The organism is Cupriavidus sp. D39 (genome assembly GCF_026627925.1).
Lineage (GTDB): Bacteria > Pseudomonadota > Gammaproteobacteria > Burkholderiales > Burkholderiaceae > Cupriavidus > Cupriavidus ulmosensis.
This window is the reverse complement of the sequence record NZ_JAPNLE010000001.1, coordinates 586,746-606,561: the sequence shown is the minus strand read 5'-3', so window position 1 is coordinate 606,561 and position 19,816 is coordinate 586,746. Positions and strand designations below refer to the sequence as shown.

The 19,816-nt window shown below is 61.1% G+C and carries 16 protein-coding genes and 3 pseudogenes; 14 read left to right on the top strand and 5 right to left on the bottom strand.

Translation table 11 applies throughout. The features are described 5' to 3' along the window. Positions 1-107 precede the first annotated feature (107 nt). The 3 genes from OMK73_RS03120 to OMK73_RS03110 all read right to left on the bottom strand — a co-directional run bounded on the left by OMK73_RS03120 (position 108) and on the right by OMK73_RS03110 (position 2,343). Positions 108-1,052, bottom strand: coding sequence for an alanine racemase (locus OMK73_RS03120; RefSeq protein ID WP_267600637.1), 945 nt, complete (start codon positions 1,050-1,052; stop codon positions 108-110). Positions 1,053-1,440: 388 nt separating this feature from the next. After that, positions 1,441-1,746, bottom strand: coding sequence for an SDR family oxidoreductase (locus tag OMK73_RS03115; RefSeq protein WP_324291645.1), 306 nt, complete (start codon positions 1,744-1,746; stop codon positions 1,441-1,443). A gap of 126 nt (positions 1,747-1,872) precedes the next feature. Next, a complete protein-coding gene (locus tag OMK73_RS03110) occupies positions 1,873-2,343 on the bottom strand; it encodes a RidA family protein (RefSeq protein ID WP_267600636.1) in 471 nt (156 codons plus the stop codon). 324 nt (positions 2,344-2,667) lie between these two features. Here OMK73_RS03110 and OMK73_RS03105 point away from each other — a divergent pair, with 324 nt between their 5' ends. Both OMK73_RS03105 and OMK73_RS38740 read left to right on the top strand, forming a co-directional pair. Further along, positions 2,668-3,615 (top strand): LysR family transcriptional regulator, encoded by a 948-nt coding sequence (locus tag OMK73_RS03105; protein WP_267600635.1) that lies wholly within the window; start codon positions 2,668-2,670, stop codon positions 3,613-3,615. Between the two features lie 3 nt (positions 3,616-3,618). Further along, positions 3,619-3,894: a LysR family transcriptional regulator gene (locus OMK73_RS38740; RefSeq protein WP_420715444.1), complete on the top strand. Its 276-nt coding sequence runs from the start codon at positions 3,619-3,621 to the stop codon at positions 3,892-3,894. A gap of 171 nt (positions 3,895-4,065) precedes the next feature. On the opposite strand, the gene OMK73_RS03100 is transcribed toward OMK73_RS38740, so the two are convergent. Both OMK73_RS03100 and OMK73_RS03095 read right to left on the bottom strand, forming a co-directional pair. Next, positions 4,066-5,037, bottom strand: a complete 972-nt coding sequence (locus OMK73_RS03100; protein WP_267600634.1) for an ornithine cyclodeaminase family protein — start codon at positions 5,035-5,037, stop codon at positions 4,066-4,068. Beyond that, on the bottom strand, positions 5,027-5,290 hold the full coding sequence (locus OMK73_RS03095; RefSeq protein ID WP_267600633.1) for a hypothetical protein: 264 nt from the start codon (positions 5,288-5,290) through the stop codon (positions 5,027-5,029). Before OMK73_RS03095 ends, OMK73_RS03100 begins: the two co-directional genes overlap by 11 nt. 535 nt (positions 5,291-5,825) lie before the next feature. Here OMK73_RS03095 and OMK73_RS03090 point away from each other — a divergent pair. From OMK73_RS03090 to OMK73_RS03035, 12 genes and pseudogenes are all read left to right on the top strand, one after another. After that, positions 5,826-6,704, top strand: a pseudogene (locus OMK73_RS03090) (HpcH/HpaI aldolase/citrate lyase family protein). Between the two features lie 86 nt (positions 6,705-6,790). Next, positions 6,791-7,747: a tripartite tricarboxylate transporter substrate binding protein gene (locus OMK73_RS03085; RefSeq protein ID WP_420715451.1), complete on the top strand. Its 957-nt coding sequence runs from the start codon at positions 6,791-6,793 to the stop codon at positions 7,745-7,747. A 54-nt stretch (positions 7,748-7,801) separates the two neighbouring features. After that, positions 7,802-8,428: pseudogene (locus OMK73_RS03080) on the top strand (CoA transferase); the annotation flags it as partial. Positions 8,429-8,621: 193 nt separating this feature from the next. Further along, complete coding sequence (ggt, locus tag OMK73_RS03075; RefSeq protein ID WP_267600630.1) at positions 8,622-10,232, top strand: gamma-glutamyltransferase; 1,611 nt, start codon at positions 8,622-8,624, stop codon at positions 10,230-10,232. A gap of 742 nt (positions 10,233-10,974) precedes the next feature. Beyond that, the gene (locus OMK73_RS03070) at positions 10,975-12,018 is read left to right on the top strand and encodes an ABC transporter ATP-binding protein (RefSeq protein WP_267600629.1); all 1,044 of its coding nucleotides are present in this window, start codon (positions 10,975-10,977) and stop codon (positions 12,016-12,018) included. A gap of 8 nt (positions 12,019-12,026) precedes the next feature. Further along, positions 12,027-12,998, top strand: coding sequence for an ABC transporter ATP-binding protein (locus OMK73_RS03065; protein WP_267600628.1), 972 nt, complete (start codon positions 12,027-12,029; stop codon positions 12,996-12,998). A 28-nt stretch (positions 12,999-13,026) separates the two neighbouring features. Beyond that, positions 13,027-13,980, top strand: a complete 954-nt coding sequence (locus OMK73_RS03060; protein ID WP_267600627.1) for an ABC transporter permease — start codon at positions 13,027-13,029, stop codon at positions 13,978-13,980. Next, positions 13,977-14,876 carry an ABC transporter permease gene (locus OMK73_RS03055; protein ID WP_267600626.1) on the top strand — a complete coding sequence of 300 codons (900 nt, stop codon included), beginning with the start codon at positions 13,977-13,979 and terminating at the stop codon, positions 14,874-14,876. The genes OMK73_RS03060 and OMK73_RS03055 overlap by 4 nt, the downstream gene beginning before the upstream one ends. 49 nt (positions 14,877-14,925) lie before the next feature. After that, positions 14,926-15,267 (top strand): annotated as a pseudogene (locus OMK73_RS38735) (ABC transporter substrate-binding protein); the annotation flags it as partial. 95 nt (positions 15,268-15,362) lie between these two features. Beyond that, a complete protein-coding gene (locus OMK73_RS03045) occupies positions 15,363-16,544 on the top strand; it encodes an ABC transporter substrate-binding protein (RefSeq protein WP_267600622.1) in 1,182 nt (393 codons plus the stop codon). 17 nt (positions 16,545-16,561) lie between these two features. Next, on the top strand, positions 16,562-18,181 hold the full coding sequence (locus OMK73_RS03040; protein WP_267600621.1) for an ABC transporter substrate-binding protein: 1,620 nt from the start codon (positions 16,562-16,564) through the stop codon (positions 18,179-18,181). Between the two features lie 6 nt (positions 18,182-18,187). After that, positions 18,188-19,555: an amidase gene (locus OMK73_RS03035; RefSeq protein WP_267600620.1), complete on the top strand. Its 1,368-nt coding sequence runs from the start codon at positions 18,188-18,190 to the stop codon at positions 19,553-19,555. Positions 19,556-19,816: the final 261 nt, after the last annotated feature.

The window sequence follows — 19,816 nt, the reverse complement described above, 5'->3', positions numbered from 1 at the left end:
GCAGGCTCAATTGTCAGAGATAGACTCTGGTCATGAATCCCCGCGGCCATTACGGAGGAATAGTTCAGCGAAGCCCTGTCATGCAGGAACTGCAGCCAGGCTTCCGACTAACGTTGCGCGCCGAGTTGATCGCGGAACTCCCAGCTTCCGTCAACGCACTGTACAAGCGCGCGGTTGTAGAGGTAGGCTGCGGTGCAGGTATGCCGGGGTACGAGAGCCGCTTGCTGGCCGATGTCTAGTTCGTCGGTCTCGATAACGACGTGCTCTTCTTTCATCATTCTGATCGGGCCCGGGCCCTGAAACCGTTCCTTCAGCGGTATGTCCGGCGAAATGGCTTTTGTTCCCGCGTCCAACGTGGCGGTGCCCTGGCGTGTGGACAGTACGGTAGCCAGCACGTATGCGCCGACTCTCCAACCGAAATCCGGCAGGTCTGCCTGATGCTGCGCACTCGAGTACGTCCAGCTTCCCGGCGCAACCCACTGTGCGAGATCAGCGGGCCAGACATCAAAGGAATAGCTGCCTCCCGCTATCAGGTCTGCTGGCAGGCCTTCCCGCCGTGCTTGCGATAACAGACACCTAACCTCTTCAATCAGGTTCTTGATTTCCTTTACACGCTCCGATCTATTGGCTCCCTTGATGTGGCCGTCGTAGCAGTGCCAGCCACTGAAGAGGCCCACTACCATCATGGCGTGAGCCAATTTCAGTGCTTCATGGTTGAGCGGAACGCCGGTACGTCCCAGACCAGGATCCAGATCGAGCCGCAGCTTGATGTTGGATGCTGGCCGCCAGCCCAGCTCATCGCGCCAGGCGGCAAATCCGCGTTGGGAATCGACTAACGCTTCGAATTGCACGTTGGGGTGCCTTCGCGCGATGTCGGCAACGCGAGAGATTGCCGCGGTGTTCACTGTCGGATACGCCCACACAAGATGTTGAGCGCCCCCGGCGGCGGCCATCTGCATTTCGGCGGGGGTCGCTGCCTTAAACGCCGTCACCCCCTTTCGAACCAGCAGCTCGACCAGCCATTGCGCTCGGTGCGTCTTGATATGCGGCATGAGCCGCCGGATTCCCCCGCTGCCTCTGCCGTCTTTTCCAGGTTATGGAGTACAGCCGCTTCGAGGATGACGAAACATGGCGTTTCGATGGGAAAGAAGGGGAGGGCTAGATCATCACTGTCTTGCGCGCTGGCGCAGGACGGGGCGGTTTGTAGTGGATCGCTGACTTCCATAATTCTTCTCCAGATCGATGGCGCGCAAGAGCGTGAGTTCATACACCGGTTGTTTCATCCCAATATGGGCAGGCGCAGCGGACTACGCGATCATGTGTGGCATGACGTCCGTCGGCCTCTTGCTCGCCGCTGCGTTGGCCTGGAGACGCCGGAGTGGGCCTGCACAACCTGCTCATCAAGAGGCTTGGATTCAACTGTCATCTTCTCTTCCCTCGTTAGACGCTTGCTATCAGGCAGCCACAAATGCGAATGGTCGAACCAGTGATAGAGCTGTCGAGTGAGCTGGCAGGAGAAGTCACCACATCCGCATACTCCTTTGGCTTGCCGTACCGGCCCAGCGCGATAGCCTCGGTGTCGTCGACGGCAACAGAATCAACGGAGTGTCCTTCTCGCTTCGCTTTTGCTTCATCTAAAAATCGAATGCGCTGGGTGGCGATACGTCCGGGAGGAACGATATTGCAGGTGATACCGTCGCGGCCGACCTCACGCGCCAGCGTTCTGGACCAACCGACCAACGCCATGCGCAGGGCAATCGGAAGTCCGAGATTCGCTATGGGGGCGACAACGCCTGAAGACGTGCTCCTCCCGATGCCCCTTCCGTAAACCACGCTTGCGTATTCCCGGGAGTACGCGATCAGTGAAACCCGTTAATCCCTGATTTTCAGAATCAATTCGATCTCGACGCTCATGCCGCGAGGCAGCGAACCCATTCCCACGGCAGATCTGGCATGCCTGCCGACCTCTGGCCCGAAGACCTCGATCAACAGATCAGAAACACCATCGATGACTTTTGGGTGATGCGAGAAATCCGGTGCAGCATTTACCATCCCGAAAACCTTGATCACCGCTTCGATACGACTGAGATCGCCTACGGCAGCCTTGATGGAGGCCAGGAGATTCAATCCGGCCAAGCGTGCGTCCGCATAGCCATCCGGGATATTGTCGGCGGTGCGTAGTTGCCAGATACGATACGTACCATCAGGAAGCTTTGGGCCTTGTCCAGAGAGATAGAGCATTGGTCCTACCGCTCGAAAAGGAACATAGCTCGCGCTGGGAGTAGGCGCAGGCGGCAGCGAGATTCCGAGCGCTGTGAGTCTTTCCTCAGGGCTGATCATCATTTTTCATTTTCCTATTCGGGCTACAGAGTTTCGCGTGTTACGAATGCAACTACACGAGTCCGCCATAGCCGGGTTCATTCCGTCACGGGCCAGTGACTTCATCGCTTTCAACACTTCGCCAATCATTGGGGCGTCGAGGTCGTGGGTTCAACAAAGAGCATGGCTGGCTGCGCGATCCCTAGTGCCCTGGCGACGGCCTCGCTCTGTGGGGTCTGGGGGCGGGAGTCGCCTACATCTTCTCCGGCTTCATTTTTAACGGAGCGACGTCTAAAATAAAGCGATATTTAACGATACTTGTCCATTCCGTTTGGATATACATTGCCGATGACACTCCAGATCACCTTTCATCATTTGCAAGCGCTCGTCGCTGTGGCTGACATGGGGTCGTTCGAGGCAGCGGGCGACAGCCTCGGCATCGCGCAGTCTGCGGTCTCCAAGCACATCCGGGGCTTCGAAAGCCGCTTCCCGTTTCCGCTGTTTGATCGGACGGAACGCGCGGCCCGTCTCACGCTGGAGGGCAGCGAAGTGTTAGCCCAAGCGCGTTATGTCCTTCACCAACGCGATGTCCTGCTCGAACAGCTCGGCAGCCCGCTGAAGATGAAGCGATCACTCCGCATTGGTGTCACGGAAATCGCGGCCATGACTTGGCTGCCCCGATTCGTCGGGGCCATTAAGGCGCAATTTCCACTGGTGGAGCTGAAGTTGGAGGTAGGGGGAGTTGCGTGGGAACTATACGATAAAGTGCGTCGTGGACAGCTCGAAATGGCTATGGTTTCCGATTCACCGCAGTGGTCCGGTCTGCTGCGGCTTCCGCTTGGCAGTATGCGATGCGGCTGGTTCCGTCTTCGCTCTTTCGAACCCCAGCTGATTCGTTGCTCGGTCGAGAAGCTTGCGGACTATCCACTCCTGATTCAGGACACGGATTCGGCTTTCGGACGTTGGATCATTCAATGGTTCGAAGAAAACAACGTGCGACCAGAGAAGACGCTCACTTGTAATAGCTTTGCTGCGCTGGGCGGTATGGCCACGGCGGGCATGGGAATAGGCTGCCTGCCACTCGCGGTGTCCAACGAGCTGGTCTCGATGCGATTGGTGAAGGAAGTCAAAATCACTCCCGCACTACCTGTGGTGCGCTATGTTGTCGTCGTGCGCGAGGAAGCGGTGACAACATTTCATCGAGAGGTTGCAACGATAGCGCGTAAGAACTGCGACTACAACAATAGATATCAAAATGCTAGCATCGCTGGCCCGAAAAACGACTTTGGGAAATAACCTATGTTATCCGTCAAACAAATTGAAGCCTTTTACTGGGTGGCCGAACTCGGAACCGTCCAACGCGCGGCAGACAGACTTCACATAACCCAATCCGCGGCAACAAAACGCCTGCAAGAAGTGGAAGCCATTGCCGCTGAGGGTCTGTTCGAGAGAATAGACCGAAAGAGATCCATTCTTTCCCCAAAAGGCCGAGAGATATACTCGCTATGCGAGAAATTATTGGATAGTCTTGAATCCATACAGAGACTGCAAAGAGGAGAACAACCGAGAGCTTAAGGCCTTCATTTTTGTATGACGGAATTAATCGATACAATGTCTTCGCGGTCTCGATAAGGTCCGCCCACTTCTTCTGCTCGCTGGCGATGAAACGTGCGAAGTCCTCGCGGTTGCATGTGCCCGGGACGTAAGCAAGAGGTCCTACATACCGAAATCCTGGTGGTGAAGGCGTTACCAGGGCCACGCGATGCTGGAGCCTATGCGGGCAGTGGAAGCTCGATCCTGGAGCAGGCGTGCCACGGTCAGGTCCTGCAGGGCGAGGCCCGTCATATCGAAGACCGTGATGTCGGCCGGTTGCCGGTTCGCGCTAGCCATGCCCGTCAACAGATCGCCCAGTTCGGTGGAAGACATCTCGGGGGCCCACTGAGACTCGCCGATCTGGCGCGCTTGCGCCTGGTCGTCGACGTAAAGACGCACCCGCTCCAGCAGGCCCTGCGGTAGCTCCCGCTTGCCCTTCGTGTCGGCGCCGACGCAATTCAAGTGCGTACCGGGTTGCACCGCCTGCGGTTCGAACAACGCGCCGCCGCCTGGGGTCGCGGTGATCACCACGTCGCTCTCGGACACCGCCACATTGGGGTCATCCGCGAGCGCGATATCGCATCGTTGCGCGAACTGCGCTTCGAACGCGGCGTCGCGTTTGCCGTCCGCAGTGGCATACTGCACGTGGCAGAGCGCCGGCAACAGCCGCAGCGCAAAGTCAAGTTGCACGCCCGCCTGCACACCGGTGCCGAAGACGCACAGGTTGGTACTGTCTGCACGCGCGAGCTGCTGCAGCCCGAGGCCACCTGCGGCACCGGTGCGCATGGTTGTGATTGCGTTGCCGTCTATGATGCAGGCGGGGCGCCCAGTGGCCGGGTCGATCAGCATGATAGTGGCCTGGTGGGGCTCAGCGCCAAGCCGGCGGTTGTTTGGCCAGAATCCGGCCGCCTTGAAGCCGAGCAAGCCTTGCGCCTGAACATCCCCCGACTTGATGCCGAATACGCCCCCCGTGATGAGTGGCTCCCGGACCAGGGGGAACACGCGGCCCTCGCCTTGACTATGCAGCACGAATGCCTCGCGCACGGCTCGCAGGACATCGTCATGGAGCAGCAGGGCCTCGACCTCGTTCTTAGCGAGCAGCAGGAGGCGCGCGTCACTTGGCATCGCTGTACAGCTCCAAAGTTCGTTTCGTCATATGGACAAAATATCCAGTATCGGACGTATTGTCAAGAGAGATTCCTCGGGAGCGCTGGCGGCTGGCTGCCCCTTGCGTTGCGCCAAGCGCAAATGCGCTGCCGTATCCGCCGAAGTACTGAACCGCGAAGCCAGCAACGGTGGGGCCAACACCACGAAATGTGAACTGGTGCAGAGGTTCATCCGTCCAGCCGACGACCACTTGGATGGCGTTGTGAAGCATCCTCCAGTTACAAAGCAGACTGCGGGCCCAAGCCCGCCGGTTTGGCGGCGCGCCCTCGTACCCGAGTACATGACGCTAGGGTAACTGATTGACATCGGAATAGGCCGCGCACCGCCAGGGCCCGGCAAGGCGCAGCACGACGGAATAGCATTCTTTCGAGGACCTCCGGAGAGCCCTGAACCAGGTCAGATTGGCCGGCAGGCGCAGGATGTCCCTGCCCTGCGGTTGCGGCTCGCCCAAAGCCGCGCGGGACAACGCCGGCCAGTAATCCGGCAGATCGCCGGTTGAGGATTAAAGGACGTGAGTGCATTGTAGCTGGCTCATTGACCTCTCACGAGAAGACCTGATCTTAGCCCCGCTTTGGCGCGCTCTCGAGATCGAAGGCTCATGCGCGGTGATGCTAGCCTGCCGCAGGTCCGGTCGGCCCTGCTTGTATCCAAAAAATCTCTATGGATTAAAGAAAAGCTTGCATGGTTTATCTTTGCTCAGGCATGCACCACACTTCCGTATTTCAATGCCACCGGTTCAGGTTGCCATGGGAAACAAATTGTTCGTCCCCGGCTCCCGCCCGGAGTTGTTCGACAAGGCGTTCGCCAGCGCCGCAGACGGCCTGTCGTTCGACCTCGAGGACGCGGTGGCGGAGGACCGCGAGCCGCATGCGCGCGAGGCACTGCGCGAGCTGCTGCGCCCGGGCTGGGGACGCGCGAGCGGCATGACGCTTATCGTCCAGGTCAACGCGCTGGACACCGCCCACTTCGCCGCTGACGTTGCCGCTGTGGTGCAGCCGGGCCTGGACATGATCAACCTGCCCAAGCCGCAGAGCGCCGACGATGTGCGCCGCGCCGCCGCCGCCATCGAACAGGCCGAACGCGCCAACGGGCTTGCCTATGGCGTGGACAAGCCGGTCCGCATGCTGCTCAACATCGAAACGCCCAAGGCGCTGCGCCTGGCCGGCGTACTGGCTGCGGCCCACCCGCGCATGGCGGGCTTGCAGCTTGGCCTGGGCGACCTGTTCGAGCTGCTGGGGATTGCCCGGCGTGAAAGCGCGGCGATCCAGCAAGCCGTGCACGGGGTGCGCATGGCTGCCGGCGAGGCCGGCGTGTTCGCCCACGACACGGTGTTTGCCAACATCAAGGACGAAGCCGGCTTTTGCGCCGAGGCTGAGCTATCCCTCCGCATGGGCTTCCTCGGCAAGAGCGGCATCCATCCCAGCCAGATCCCGCTGGCAAACGAGGCCTTTCGGCCGAGCGACGAAGAGATCGGGCATGCCGCGCGTGTCCAGGAAGCCGCGCAATGCCGAGGCCAGGGGCGTAGGCGCCTATGTGGTGAACGGCAAGAAGATCGACCCGCCGTTCGTGAAGCGGGGGAGGCCATTGCGGCTACCGCGAGGCACCTTGGATTGCTTCCCGCCTGACGCAGCCGGGATCAGGCTGCCCCGCGTGGGACAAGCAAAGACATGGAGGCATTTTGAAAACATCATCCGCGTCCGTTTCCCGTAGCGTGGCGTTCGCCGCCACGCTAATTGCTAGCTTGGTCTCCGGCGCAGTCTTCGCGCAGGGCGGGTATCCGACCAAGCCCATCACCATTGTCGTGCCCTATCCGCCAGGCGGCTCCAACGACATCTTCGCGCGCATCGTCGCCAAGGGGATCGGCGAGGAGCTCAAGCAACCTGTCGTCATCGACAACCGCCCCGGCGCCAGCGGCAATACTGGCACCGGCATCGTCGCCAAGTCCGCTCCGGACGGATACACGCTGGTTGCCGTGTCGTCCAGCATGACGACCAATGCCGCAGTGCAGGCTAAACTGCCGTTCGATGCGGTCAAGAGCTTCGCGCCGGTGGCGATGTTTGCGCAAGGGCCGTTCATCGTCGCGGTCAACAATGCATTCCCCGCCAAGACACCGCAGGAACTGATCGCCGCGATCCGCGCCAAGCCAGGCAAGTACAACTACGCCTCGTCCGGGCTGGGCGGGGTCAACCAGTTCGGCACCGAACTGCTCAAGGCCATGGCCGGCAATCTGTTCATCACGCATGTCCCGTATCGCGGCATGCCCCCCGCCTTGACCGACCTGATCGGCAACCAGACGCAGTTATTAATCTCCACCGGCCCGTCGCTGCTGCCGATGATCCGCGCCGGCAAGGTGCGCGCCGTTGGCATCACCAGCCTCAAGCCGAGCCCGATCGCGCCGGAACTCACGCCCATGTCCAGCGCCGTGCCGGGCTATGAGTTCGAGCTCTGGTGGGGCCTGCTGGCGCCGGCCGGCACGCCGCCGGCGATCGTTAACCAGCTCAACGCCGCCGTCAACGCTATCTTGTCCAAGCCTGAGATCAAGGCGGCCTTCCTGAAGGAAGGCGCCGAAGCCAGGCCCGTCACGCCGGCCAAGTTCGCCACCACCATCGAGCAGGACGTGGAGCGGTGGCGGGCGCTCGCCAAGCGACAGAACATCATCGTGGACTGATATGGGTCGATGTGTTTTCGCGTTGCCCACACTGCCAATTGCCCGGAGATTTCCATGCGCTCCCCAAACGATGACCGCGCTGCGCCGCCGAGCGAGCGCACCGGCAAGCCGGGCCCGCTGTCCGGACTGCCCGTGCTGGACCTGAGCGCATACATAGCGGGCCCCTCTGGTTGCTCCCTGCTGGCCGACCAGGGCGTCGAGGCCATCAAGATCGAGCCGCCCGCCGGCGACAACCTGCGCAAGTATCCGTCCTCGCTGGAGGCCGAGAGCAGCGCAATCCTTGGTGTCAACCGCAGCAAGCTGGGCGTGGTGCTCGACCTTAAGCAAGCCGAGGACCTGCAGCGGCTGACGGCGCTGGTCCGCGTCGCCGACGTGCTGGTGCACAACTTCCTGCCCACCGTGCCGCCAAGGCTGGGCATTGCCTACGAACAATTCAAACCGGTTAATCCATGCCTGATCTACTGCGCCGTGACGGGCTATGGCGAAGACGGCCCGCTCAAGCACAAGGCCGGCTACGACCAGGTCCTGCAGACCATGACCGGCAAGTGCACGCTGCAGGGCAAGCAGGGCGGCGCGCCAGAGATCCTGTATGGCTCGGTCGTTGACCACTACGGGTCGGCACTGGTCGCCGGCGGCGTCGCCTCCGCACTCTATGAGGCGATCTCAGAGCCAGCCGGTCAGGAGGAGAGCCGGCGGATCAGCCGGTAGAGAAATTCCCTGGTGTCGTGCAGTTCGTGAATGCCGACATGCGCGGCTTTGACCGCATATCTTCCGTCGAAGCGCCTAAGTGCGCCGACTTTTTCAACCGCCGTACTTAGCTGAACGGCTTGCCGCCGCCAGACTTCGCGTCGGCTGCTATTTACATCAAGACAACATGCAATCGAATCAAAGCGCATTCTGGACCTTCCCCTACACGTCGCAGCGCTTGCCGCTGGTCGCCGACAACGTCGTGACGACTTCGCAGCCGCTTGCGTCCGCGGCCGGCTTGCAGATGCTGCTGCGCGGGGGCAATGCGGCCGATGCGGCGCTTGCCACGGCAATCGCCCTGGCTGTGGTCGAGCCGTGCAACAACGGTATCGGCGGCGACGCGTTTGCGCTGATCTGGGATGGCAACAACAAATTGCACGGTTTGAACGGATCGGGCCGCGCACCGGCCGCATGGACGCGCGAGTATTTTTCAAAATACGAGGAGATGCCGAAGCGGGGCTGGGACTCGGTAACCGTGCCAGGCACCGTTTCAGCGTGGCGCGCCATGTGGGAGCGCTTTGGCAGCCTGCCGTTCGAAGAGCTGTTCGAACCGGCGCTGCGCTATGCGCGTGAAGGCTATCTGGTTTCGCACAATGTCCACAATCAGTGGCAAAAACAGGTCGACGAACTGATCGATCAGCCGGGCTACCGCGAAGCGTTTGCCCCCAACGGCCGGGCACCGCTTCAGGGCGAGCGCTTCATTTGCCCGGGACAGGCAAATACACTCGAGCGAATTGCGCGCACCAAGGGCGACGACTTTTACCATGGCGAACTGGCCCGTGCGATCGCCGACCACGCGCGCAATACCGGCGGCGCGATCACTGAAGCCGACCTCGCCGCGCATAAGGCGGACTGGGTCGAGCCGATCAGCATCCGCTACCGGGATGTTGAACTGTACGAGATCGGGCCTAACGGTCAAGGCATTGCGGCGCAGATGGCGTTGGGCATGCTTGAGCATTTCGATTTGAAGATCATGGACCAGGATAGCGCGCTGGCGATGCATCTGAAGATCGAGGCAATGAAACTGGCCTTTGCCGACTTGCATGAATACGTCGGCGACGTGGATCACATGACGGAAGTAACAGCGGCCGACCTGCTCAACCCGGCATATCTGGCAAAGCGCGCCAAGCTGATCGACCCCGAGTGGGCAGCGCCGGCCCGCATCGGAAAGCCGCTTGGCGGCGGCACCGTCTACCTGACCACGGCGGATCGCAACGGCATGATGGTTTCGTTTATTCAATCCAACTTCAAGGGCTTCGGTTCTGGCGTGGTGGTGCCCAATACTGGCATCGCCTTGCAAAATCGCGGCTGGGGGTTCAATTTGCGTGATGGCCATACCAACGAGGTGGCGCCTGGAAAACGTCCATTCCACACCATCATCCCCGGCTTCCTGATGCAAAACGGCCGGCCGCTGATGAGCTTTGGCCTCATGGGCGGATCCATGCAGGCGCAGGGTCATATGCAGATGGTCTCCCGCATGGTTGATCAGGGGCTGAATCCGCAGGCGGCTAGCGATGCGCCGCGCTGGCGCGTACTTGACGACAACCATGGCGTTACCGTCGAATGGAATATGCCGCAAGCGGTGATTGAAGGACTGACATCACGCGGGCATCCGATCACGGTTGCCAAACGTTTTGATACTGAGTTCGGCAGCGCCCAGGCGGCTCTGCGCCTGGACAATGGCGGCTATGTAGCGGCATGCGATCACCGCAAGGATGGCTACCCCGTCGGAATTTGATTCTCCTGTTTGCATTCAATATGCAATGTATAGGTGCACCGAACGATTCGTTTAGGTGCATACAGGCGTCATTTAGGTGCGAACGCAGTGTACAAATCGTTGCGCACTTTGTTCGCGCTTTGTTCGCATATTGAATGCAATCCGAAATGGCGCCGTGCTACTTGCGCGCACGATCCCATGTATCAACTTTGGAAGAGGCCGACCTGCTCAACGTGCCCATCTGGCAAAACGCGCCAAGCCGATCGACCCCGAGCGCGCAGTGCCGGCCCGCATCGGCAAACCGCCTGGCGGCGGCACGGTACTACCTGACCATGGCGAATCTCAACGGCAGATAGTTTCGTCTATTCAATCGAACTTCAAGGGCTTCGGTTCCGTGTGCCCAATACCAGCATCGCCTTGCAAAAATCGCAGCTGGTGCTTCAATTTGCGTCACGACCACATCAACGAAGTGATGCATGGATAACGTTCATCCCGGGCAACGGTGGCTACGTAGCGGCATCCGATCACCGCAAGGATGGCAATCCGGTCAGATGCGGCACCTGCGTTTTGCATTCACGATGCAATATTATAGGCACACATATGATGCTTTTAGGTGCGTATGGGCGGCAGGTGCGCGCATACGGGTGCCGTCCAGGCGGTATATGCGCTGGCGCTTTGTGCTAGGTTAGAATAATGAATGCAATATGTGAAATACTGGCATGCTACTTGCACAAGCGATCCCATGTATCAACTTGGGAAAAGCATGTTCGAAACACTCAAACAAATTCCCGATCTTGGGGGGCCTGCGCAGGCGTTGCTAAGCGTTCAGGGCCTGATCAAGCATTTCCCTCTGAAGGGTGGCCTGTTCGGGCGCAGCCCAGGCAAGGTTCAAGCGGTCGCCGGCGTGAACTTCGAACTGCGCAAAGGCGAGACGCTAGGCATCGTCGGCGAATCAGGCTGCGGCAAGTCCACCACCTCCCGGCTGATCATGGCCCTCATGCAGCCGACCGCGGGAGAAATAACATTCGACGGACAGACTGTCGGATCGCGCGGGCTGACGATGAAAGACTACCGCCGCCAGGTGCAGATGGTGTTTCAGGACAGCTATTCTTCGCTCAATCCCCGGCTGACCATTGAAGATATTGTCGCTTTTGCGCCGCAGGTGCATGGCTTGGGCAAACGGGAATCTCTCGCTGCCGCGCATGAATTGATGACTGCGGTGGGACTCAATCCCACCCAGTTCGGCCGCCGCTATCCGCACGAACTGTCGGGCGGCCAGCGCCAGCGCATCAACATCGCCCGCGCATTGGCGCTGCGGCCGCGCCTGCTCATTCTCGACGAGCCGGTCTCTGCTCTCGATAAATCGGTTCAGGCTCAAGTGCTCAATCTGCTGGTCGACCTGAAGGCGCAATACGACCTGAGCTATCTGTTCATCAGTCACGACCTCAATGTGGTCCAGCATATGTCGGACCGCGTACTGGTGATGTATCTCGGGCGCGTGGTGGAAATCGGACCCGCGGACGCGATCTACACCGACGCGGCTCATCCTTATACCGCGGCGCTTCTGGCCAGCCGGCCATCGATGGATCCGGTGCAGCGCGCCAACGAGCCGCCGCTGGCCGGCGATCCTCCCAATCCGGTCAACCCGCCCTCGGGTTGCCACTTTCGCACTCGCTGCGCGCATGCCGAACAGGTCTGCGGCGAGCAGAGCCCGGCCCTGGCGGCTGTCAGCGATCGCCATTTCGCGGCCTGTCTGATGGCCGAACGCGGTAGCGGCCACAGCCGTTCACTGCACGTCGCAGCTTAAGGGGCAACATGGAACCACTAGTACAAGTACGCGACCTGAAGGTCAGCTTCGTGTCCAAGGACGCGACGGTGAGCGCCGTCAACGGCATTGATTTCGACCTCGCGCCGCGCGAGGCGCTTTGTGTCCTGGGCGAAAGCGGATCGGGAAAATCGGTGATGTTGCGTTCGTTGATGCGCCTGAACCCACCGCGTAAAACGGTGATGTCCGGTGCCATGCGAATCGCTGGCCAGGATGTGATCGCCGCCTCTGAACGGCAGCTCGTCGATTTGCGCGGCGGCGTCGTCTCGATGATCTATCAGGAGCCGATGACAGCGCTGGACCCGGTCTTCAAGGTCGGTACCCAGATCGCCGAGACCATCGTCCGCCATGAGGGTATCAGCCGCGCAGAGGCCGATCGCCGCGCGCTCGATCTGCTGGAGCTGGTGCAGATCCCCTCCGCCAAGCAACGACTTAATGCCTATCCTTTCGAACTCTCGGGCGGATTACGCCAGCGCGCCGTCATTGCGATGGCGCTGTCTTGCCGCCCGAAGCTGCTGCTGGCCGACGAGCCGACCACTGCGCTCGACGCCACCGTGCAGATCCAGATCCTGCTACTGCTGCGGCGGCTGCAAAAAGAACTGGGAATGGGCGTGATCTTCGTGACGCACGACCTCGGCGTGGCCGGCGAAATCGGCGACCGGATCGCGGTCATGTACGCCGGCCGCTTCATCGAGGAGGGGACGACTCGTGAAATCATGCGCGGGCCGCTGCACCCTTACACGCAGGGGCTGCTCGGCGCGACGGTACACCCCGGCATGCGCGGCGAACGCCTCGCAACCATCCTCGGCGCGCCGCCTAACCTCGAACGGTTGCCGCAAGGCTGCGCCTTTGCGCCGCGCTGCGCCCAGGCCGAAGCAGCATGCCTGGCCGAAACGCCTGCGCTGCGCAGGCGCTTCCCAAGCCGCGCCACGCGTTGCGTGCTCGTGCCGGACGCCGTCTGACCATATCTAGAACACGAGGGAGTTACCTGTGATTTTCTACTTGCTGCGCCGGGTCATCTATACCATCCCGATTGCGCTTGCGGTCAGCCTCGTCTGCTTCATGCTTGTGCATATCGCGCCGGGGGATCCGATCAACGCCATCGTGCCGCCCGACGCACCGCAAGAGCTGGTGGTGCAACTCAAACACGACTACGGACTCGACAAACCGCTGCCGGTGCAATTCGGGATCTGGCTTGTGCACGTCGTACACGGAGATCTGGGGCGCTCGCTCGCCAGCGGCCGGCCTGTGCTGGAAGATCTCTCGGATGCGATAGGCAACACCTACCGGCTTTCGATGGTCGCAGCCACGCTCGGTTTCGTGTTCGGCTCGCTGTTCGGCGGACTCGCCGCAGCATTCCGCGGTACCTGGATCGACCGCACCCTGGTCGGCATCGCGGTGGCCGGCGTATCGCTGCCGCATTACTGGCTCGGCATGGTGCTGGTGGTGATATTCGGCGTCATCCTGAATGCATTGCCGGCGATGGGGGCGGGGCCCGACGGATCCGCGGTATGGTTGTGGGACCTGGATCATCTGCAGCATCTGGTGCTGCCGGCAGTGACGCTGGCAGCTATCCCGATGGGCATCATTACCCGCACCGTGCGCGGCATCGTCGTCGAGATCCTCAATCAGGACTTCATCACAACGCTGCGCGGAAAAGGCATGTTGCGGCGTGACATCTTCATCCACGTGGTCAAGAATGCGGCGCCGAACGCGTCCGCGGTGATGGGACTGCAGCTCGGCTATCTGATGGGCGGCTCCATTCTGGTCGAAACAGTGTTCAGTTGGCCCGGCACCGGCTTTCTGCTAAACAACGCTATCTTCCAGCGCGACATCCCTGTGCTGCAGGGCACGATCCTTGTCCTGGCCATGTGCTTCGTTGCACTCAACCTGTTGGTCGATCTGTTCCAGACCGCCCTTGACCCAAGGATTAAACGCTCATGACCGGCATTTCGACTACCCCGGCGGATCTCACGATCCAAACCAAACAAGCATCGCAAAGCCACGGCTACTGGCATGGCGTGTCGCGCCGGCTGCGGCGCGACAAGACGACCATCGTCTTTGGCGTCATTTTGCTGCTTATGTTCGCGGCGATCCTGTTGGCATCGGAGCTCACTTCCAACGATCCCTTCCAGGGCGATATGCTGCACCGCCTGATGCCGATCGGTTTCGAGCATCATCCGCTCGGCACCGATGAGCTCGGGCGCGACATGCTTACGCGCTTGCTCTACGGCGGGCGCACCTCCTGGTTTCTCGGCATCACCCCGGTCATCATCGCCCTTGCCATCGGCGGTCTGCTCGGCATCATCGCCGGCTTTGCGGGCGGCGGCGTGAACATGATGATCATGCGTGCCACCGACGTGTTCTTCGCCTTTCCCTCGGTGCTGCTCGCGGTCGCTATCAGCGGCGCGCTGGGAGGCGGCATCTTCAACATCATCCTGTCGCTCACATTAGTCTTCATTCCGCCGATCATCCGGGTCGCGGAAACGGTCACCACCAGCGTTCGGGAGCTCGACTATATCGAGGCCGCGCGGGCCAGCGGCGCCGGCAGCTTGACCATCGTGCGCGTGCACGTGCTGCCCAATGTACTCGGCCCGATTTTCGTGTACGCGACCAGCTTGATCAGCGTATCGATGATCCTTGGCGCAGGTCTCTCCTTTCTGGGCCTCGGCACCAAACCGCCGGACGCGGAATGGGGACTGATGCTCAATACCTTGCGCGGTGCGATCTACACCCAACCGCTGCTGACCATGCTGCCCGGCTTCTGCATCTTCGCTACCAGCATCGGCTTCAACATGGTCAGCGACGGCTTGCGCTCAGCCATGGATGTACGGGCCTAGGCCGGCGCACGCCTGACACCGACACTAACTATATATCCAAAAAACGTTCATGATTACTCGTCGCTTCCGTCCAGTTCTCGCCAGTTGGACCCTGGCCCTGGGCCTGGCCACTGCGCTGGTCTCGCCGGCCCAGGCCGAAGATACGCTGCGCATCGCCATGACCGCAGCCGATATCCCGACCACCACCGGCATGCCCAATAACGGCTGGGAAGGCATGCGCTTCCTCGGCTATCCGATTTTCGAGGGACTGGTGTTGTGGGATCTGACACATTCCGATCGCCTGGCAACCATACGGCCCGGACTGGCCGAAAGCTGGGAGCAGGCGAAAAACGACAAGAAGACCTGGATTTTCCACCTGCGGCGTGGCGTGAAATTTCATGACGGCACCGATTTCAATGCCGATGCGGTGATCTGGAATTTGGATCGCTACTTCAAAAAGAGAGTCCGCAGTTTGAGGCCGGAGCCACCGGCATCACGCGCTCGCGCGTGCCACTGCTGGCCAGCTACAAGAAGATCGACGACAACACGGTTGCACTCACCACAACCACGCCAGCCTCATATTTTCCGTCTACGGCAGTCTATATTCTGTTTACCTCGCCGGCCTCGTTCGAAAAGGCGGGCCATGATTGGGCCCGCGTGGCCACGCTGCCGGCCGCCGGCACCGGGCCGTTCCGCATCGCGCAAGTCACGCCGCGCCAATCGGTGCGGCTGGCGCGCTGGGACGGTTACTGGGATGCCGGACATAAAGCCAAGGTCGATTCCATACTGCTGCTGCCGATACCGGAGGCCAACACCCGTCTGGCTGCGTTGCGCTCGGGGCAAGTGGACTGGATCGAAGTGCCGCCTGCCGACGGCGTTCCGTCGCTGAAGGCCGCCGGTTTCACCATCTCGACCAATTCCTATCCGCATGTCTGGCCGTGGTTCTATAACATCGGCGCGGCCAACAGCCCGTTCAAGGATGTGCGTGTGCGGCAGGCGCTGAACTATTGCGTTGACCGTTCAGCCATCGTGTCGCTGCTCAACGGCACCGCCGAACCCGCGGTCGGCTGGCTCAAGCCGAATGATCCGGCATTCGGCAAACCGGCCAATCGCTACAGTTTCGATCCCGCGAAAGGCAAGGCCCTGCTGGCAGAAGCCGGCTATACCGCGCAAAAGCCGCTGTCGTTCAAGGTGATGATCTCCAATTCCGGCTCCGGCCAGATGTTGCCGCTGCCGATGAACGAACAGCTGCAGCAGAACCTGAAACAGGCTTGCGGCGTGGATGTGAAGTTTGATGTCGCGGAGTGGCAAGTGCTGCTGACCGCGGCGCGTCTGGACCCGGACAATCCGGCGCTGCACGGCGCGATGGCGCTCAATTTCAGCTCGCCCACAACCGACATCGCCGCGATGGCACGCTATTTCGCAGCGGTCAACGCCTCGCCGGCCGGCTCGAATTTCTCGCAATGGAAAGACGCGAAGTTCGAGACGGTGCTGGATATGGCGGCCAATGCAACGGACAACGCAACGATCCAGGCTTCCTACCGGACCGCGCATGAACGCCTGGTGGACAATCCGCCATGGCTCTACGTCGTCCATGACCTGAACCCGCGCGCGATGAACAGGAAGGTGCATGGCTTCGTGCCGGCGCAGTCATGGTTCGTCGATCTGAGTCTGCTCAGTCTGCACTAACAATAGGGAAACCATTCATGAACACTCGTCGCTTCCGTGGAGTTCTCCCCGGTTGGACCTTGGCCCTGGGCCTGGCCGCCGCGCTGGTCTCGCCGGCCCAGGCCGAAGAGACGCTGCGCATCGCCATGACCGCAGCCGATATCCCGACCACCACCGGCATGCCCAATAACGGTTGGGAGGGCATGCGCTTTCTCGGCTATCCGATCTTCGAAGGACTGGTGTTGTGGGATCTGAGCCATTCCGACCGCCTGGCAACCACACGGCCGGGATTGGCCGAAAGCTGGGAGCAGGCGAAAAGCGACAAGAAGACCTGGATCTTCCACCTGCGGCGCGGCGTGAAGTTTCATGACGGCACCGATTTCAATGCGGATGCAGTGATCTGGAATTTGGATCGCTACTTCAAAAAGGAAAGTCCGCAGTTCGAGGCCGGGGCCGCCGGTATCACCCGCGCCCGCGTACCGCTGCTGGCCAGCTATAAGAAGATCGACGACAACATAGTTGCGCTCACCACGACCGCGCCGACTTCTTATTTCCCATTAATGGTGGTCTACGTGCTGTTCACTTCGCCGGCCTCGTTCGAGAAGGCGGGCCACGATTGGGCCCGCGTGGCCACGCTGCCGGCCGCCGGCACCGGGCCGTTCCGCATCACTCGGATCACGCCGCGCCAATCGGTGCGGCTGGCGCGCTGGGACGGTTACTGGGATGCCGGACACAAAGCCAAGGTCGATTCCATACTGCTGCGGCCGATACCGGAAGCCAACACCCGTCTGGCTGCGTTGCGCTCGGGTCAAGTGGACTGGATTGAAGTGCCGCCGCCCGACGGCGTTCCGTCGCTCAAGGCTGCCGGTTTCACCATCTCGACCAATTCCTATCCGCATGTCTGGCCATGGATGTACAACATGGGCGCCCCGAACAGTCCATTCAAGGATGTGCGCGTGCGGCAGGCGCTGAACTATTGCGTCGACCGCCCCGCCATTGTGTCGCTGCTCAACGGCACCGCCGAGCCCGCGGTCGGCTGGCTCAAGCCGAATGATCCGGCATTCGGCAAACCGGCCAATCGCTACAGTTTCGATCCCGCGAAAGGCAAGGCCTTGCTGGCAGAAGCCGGCTATACCGCGCAAAAGCCGTTGTCGTTCAAGGTGATGATTTCCAATTCCGGCTCCGGCCAGATGCTGCCGCTGCCGATGAACGAACAACTGCAGCAGAACCTGAAGCAGGCTTGCGGCGTGGATGTGAAATTCGATGTGGTGGAGTGGCAGGTGCTGTCGAGCACAGCGCGTCTTGCGCCCGACAATCCCGGGCTGCACGGCGCGATGGCGGTCAATCCCAGTTCGGCCACGACCGACATCGGCTTGATGGCGCGTTATTTTGCCGCGGCCAACGCTACGCCGGCGGGCAATAATTTCGAGCACTGGAAAGACGACAGATTCGAGGCGGCGCTGGACACGGCGGCGAAGGCAACGGATCCGGCAATGATCCTGGCCTCTTACCGCGCCGCGCATGAACGCCTGGTGGACAATCCGCCATGGCTTTACGTGGTGCATGACCTGAACCCGCGCGCGATGAACAAGAAGGTGCATGGCTTTGTCCCGGCGCAATCATGGCTGCTCGACCTGACCCTGGTCAGTATGCATTAGGAAAATATGACAAACGATCCTCTTCTGTCTCCCGCGCATATTCTGTCGTGGGACGTTGCCGCGCGGCGTCTCTCGCCGGTCGATCTGATGGATGCATTGCTGGCGCGGATCGCAACATATGATCCGAAACTGCATGCCTTCGTCGAAGTCTATGCGCCCGAAGCGCGGCTGGCGGCGGAAGCCGCCGATATGGCCATACGCTCAGGCCATGCGCTCGGCCCCTGGCACGGCATTCCGATCGCGATCAAGGACATCATCGACATCGAAGGGCGGATCACCACCGGAGGTTCGGCCAGCAGGTTGAATCATCGCGCGACGACCACCGCGACGGTAGTGCGTCGGCTGGTCAATCAAGGCATGATTGTGCTGGGCAAGACGCAGACGGTGGAATTCGCCTGCGGCGCCTGGGGCACAAACCAGCATATGGGCACGCCATGGAATCCATGGGACGCCAGGACACCGCGTACGCCCGGCGGATCGAGCAGCGGCTCCGGCGTCGCGGTTGCAGCGCGCCTGGCGCCTTGGGCGCTCGGCACCGACACCGGCGGCTCGATCCGCATGCCAGCTTCCTGGTGCGGCATTACCGGCCTGAAAACGACGATCGGCCGCATCAGCACGCACGGCATCCTGCCGCTCAGCCCCAGTCTCGACACACCCGGCCCAATGGCCCGTACAGTGCGGGACGTGGCGCTGCTTTACGATCTGCTGCAAGGGCCGGACCCGCTGGATCCCGTCACGCGCGGCCGTCAGGCGACCGATCCGATGCCGACCCTGGAGCACGGCGTGCGCGGTCTGCGGCTCGCGCGTCTGCCGGCGGCGGAACGCACTGGCGTCGAGGCCGACGTGCTGGATGCCTACGACCGTTCGCTGGCAGTGCTGGCGGGACTCGGCGCAGAAATCGTCGACATCACTCTGCCGTTCCGCCTCGTCGATTTTGTGTCGATGACACAGATCATGCAGTCGGAATCGTATTTCCTGCGCGGTCCGACCGTCGAGGATCGCAGCCTGAAACTTGACGAGTTCGTGCGCAGCAGGTTGCTCGCCGGAGCCGGCCTCTCGGCCACCGATTACCTGGCCGCGCTGCGCCACCGGGACGAAATGAAGCTGTTGATGGAAGCCGCGCTGACCGGCGTCCATGCGTTCCTGACCCCATCCACGGCGACGGCGGCAATGCCGCTGCAAGAGGTGGATCAGAAGACCACGCCGACCCGCTTCATGCGCTTCGCCAACATTCTCGAAATGTGCGCATTGTCACTGCCGAACGGCTTTACCGCCGGGGGTGCCGACTTCCCTGCAAATCGCCTGCGGTGGTTACCAGGAAGCGCTGGCGCTGCGTATCGGCCACGCCTATCAGCAGGCGACCGGCTGGCATGACCGTATCCCCCTGCGGCCGCATAAAGTTCATGGTTTCAGATTTATGCCCCGCGCTTTCGCCCCGCCGTCATAGCGACTGCGAATTGAGCCTTTGTAACTGTAGCGAGACACTTGGTCGCTCGCTCGTCCAGCGATAGCCGGTGGTCGCCCGCAGTCAATTGTTATGCCCACTCCATGACGGAGCAATTGCCTCTGGGAAAAGTTGATTCCTTGCCAAATTGATGCAGGATTCTCTCTATGACGTCGGCATAGATATTGCAT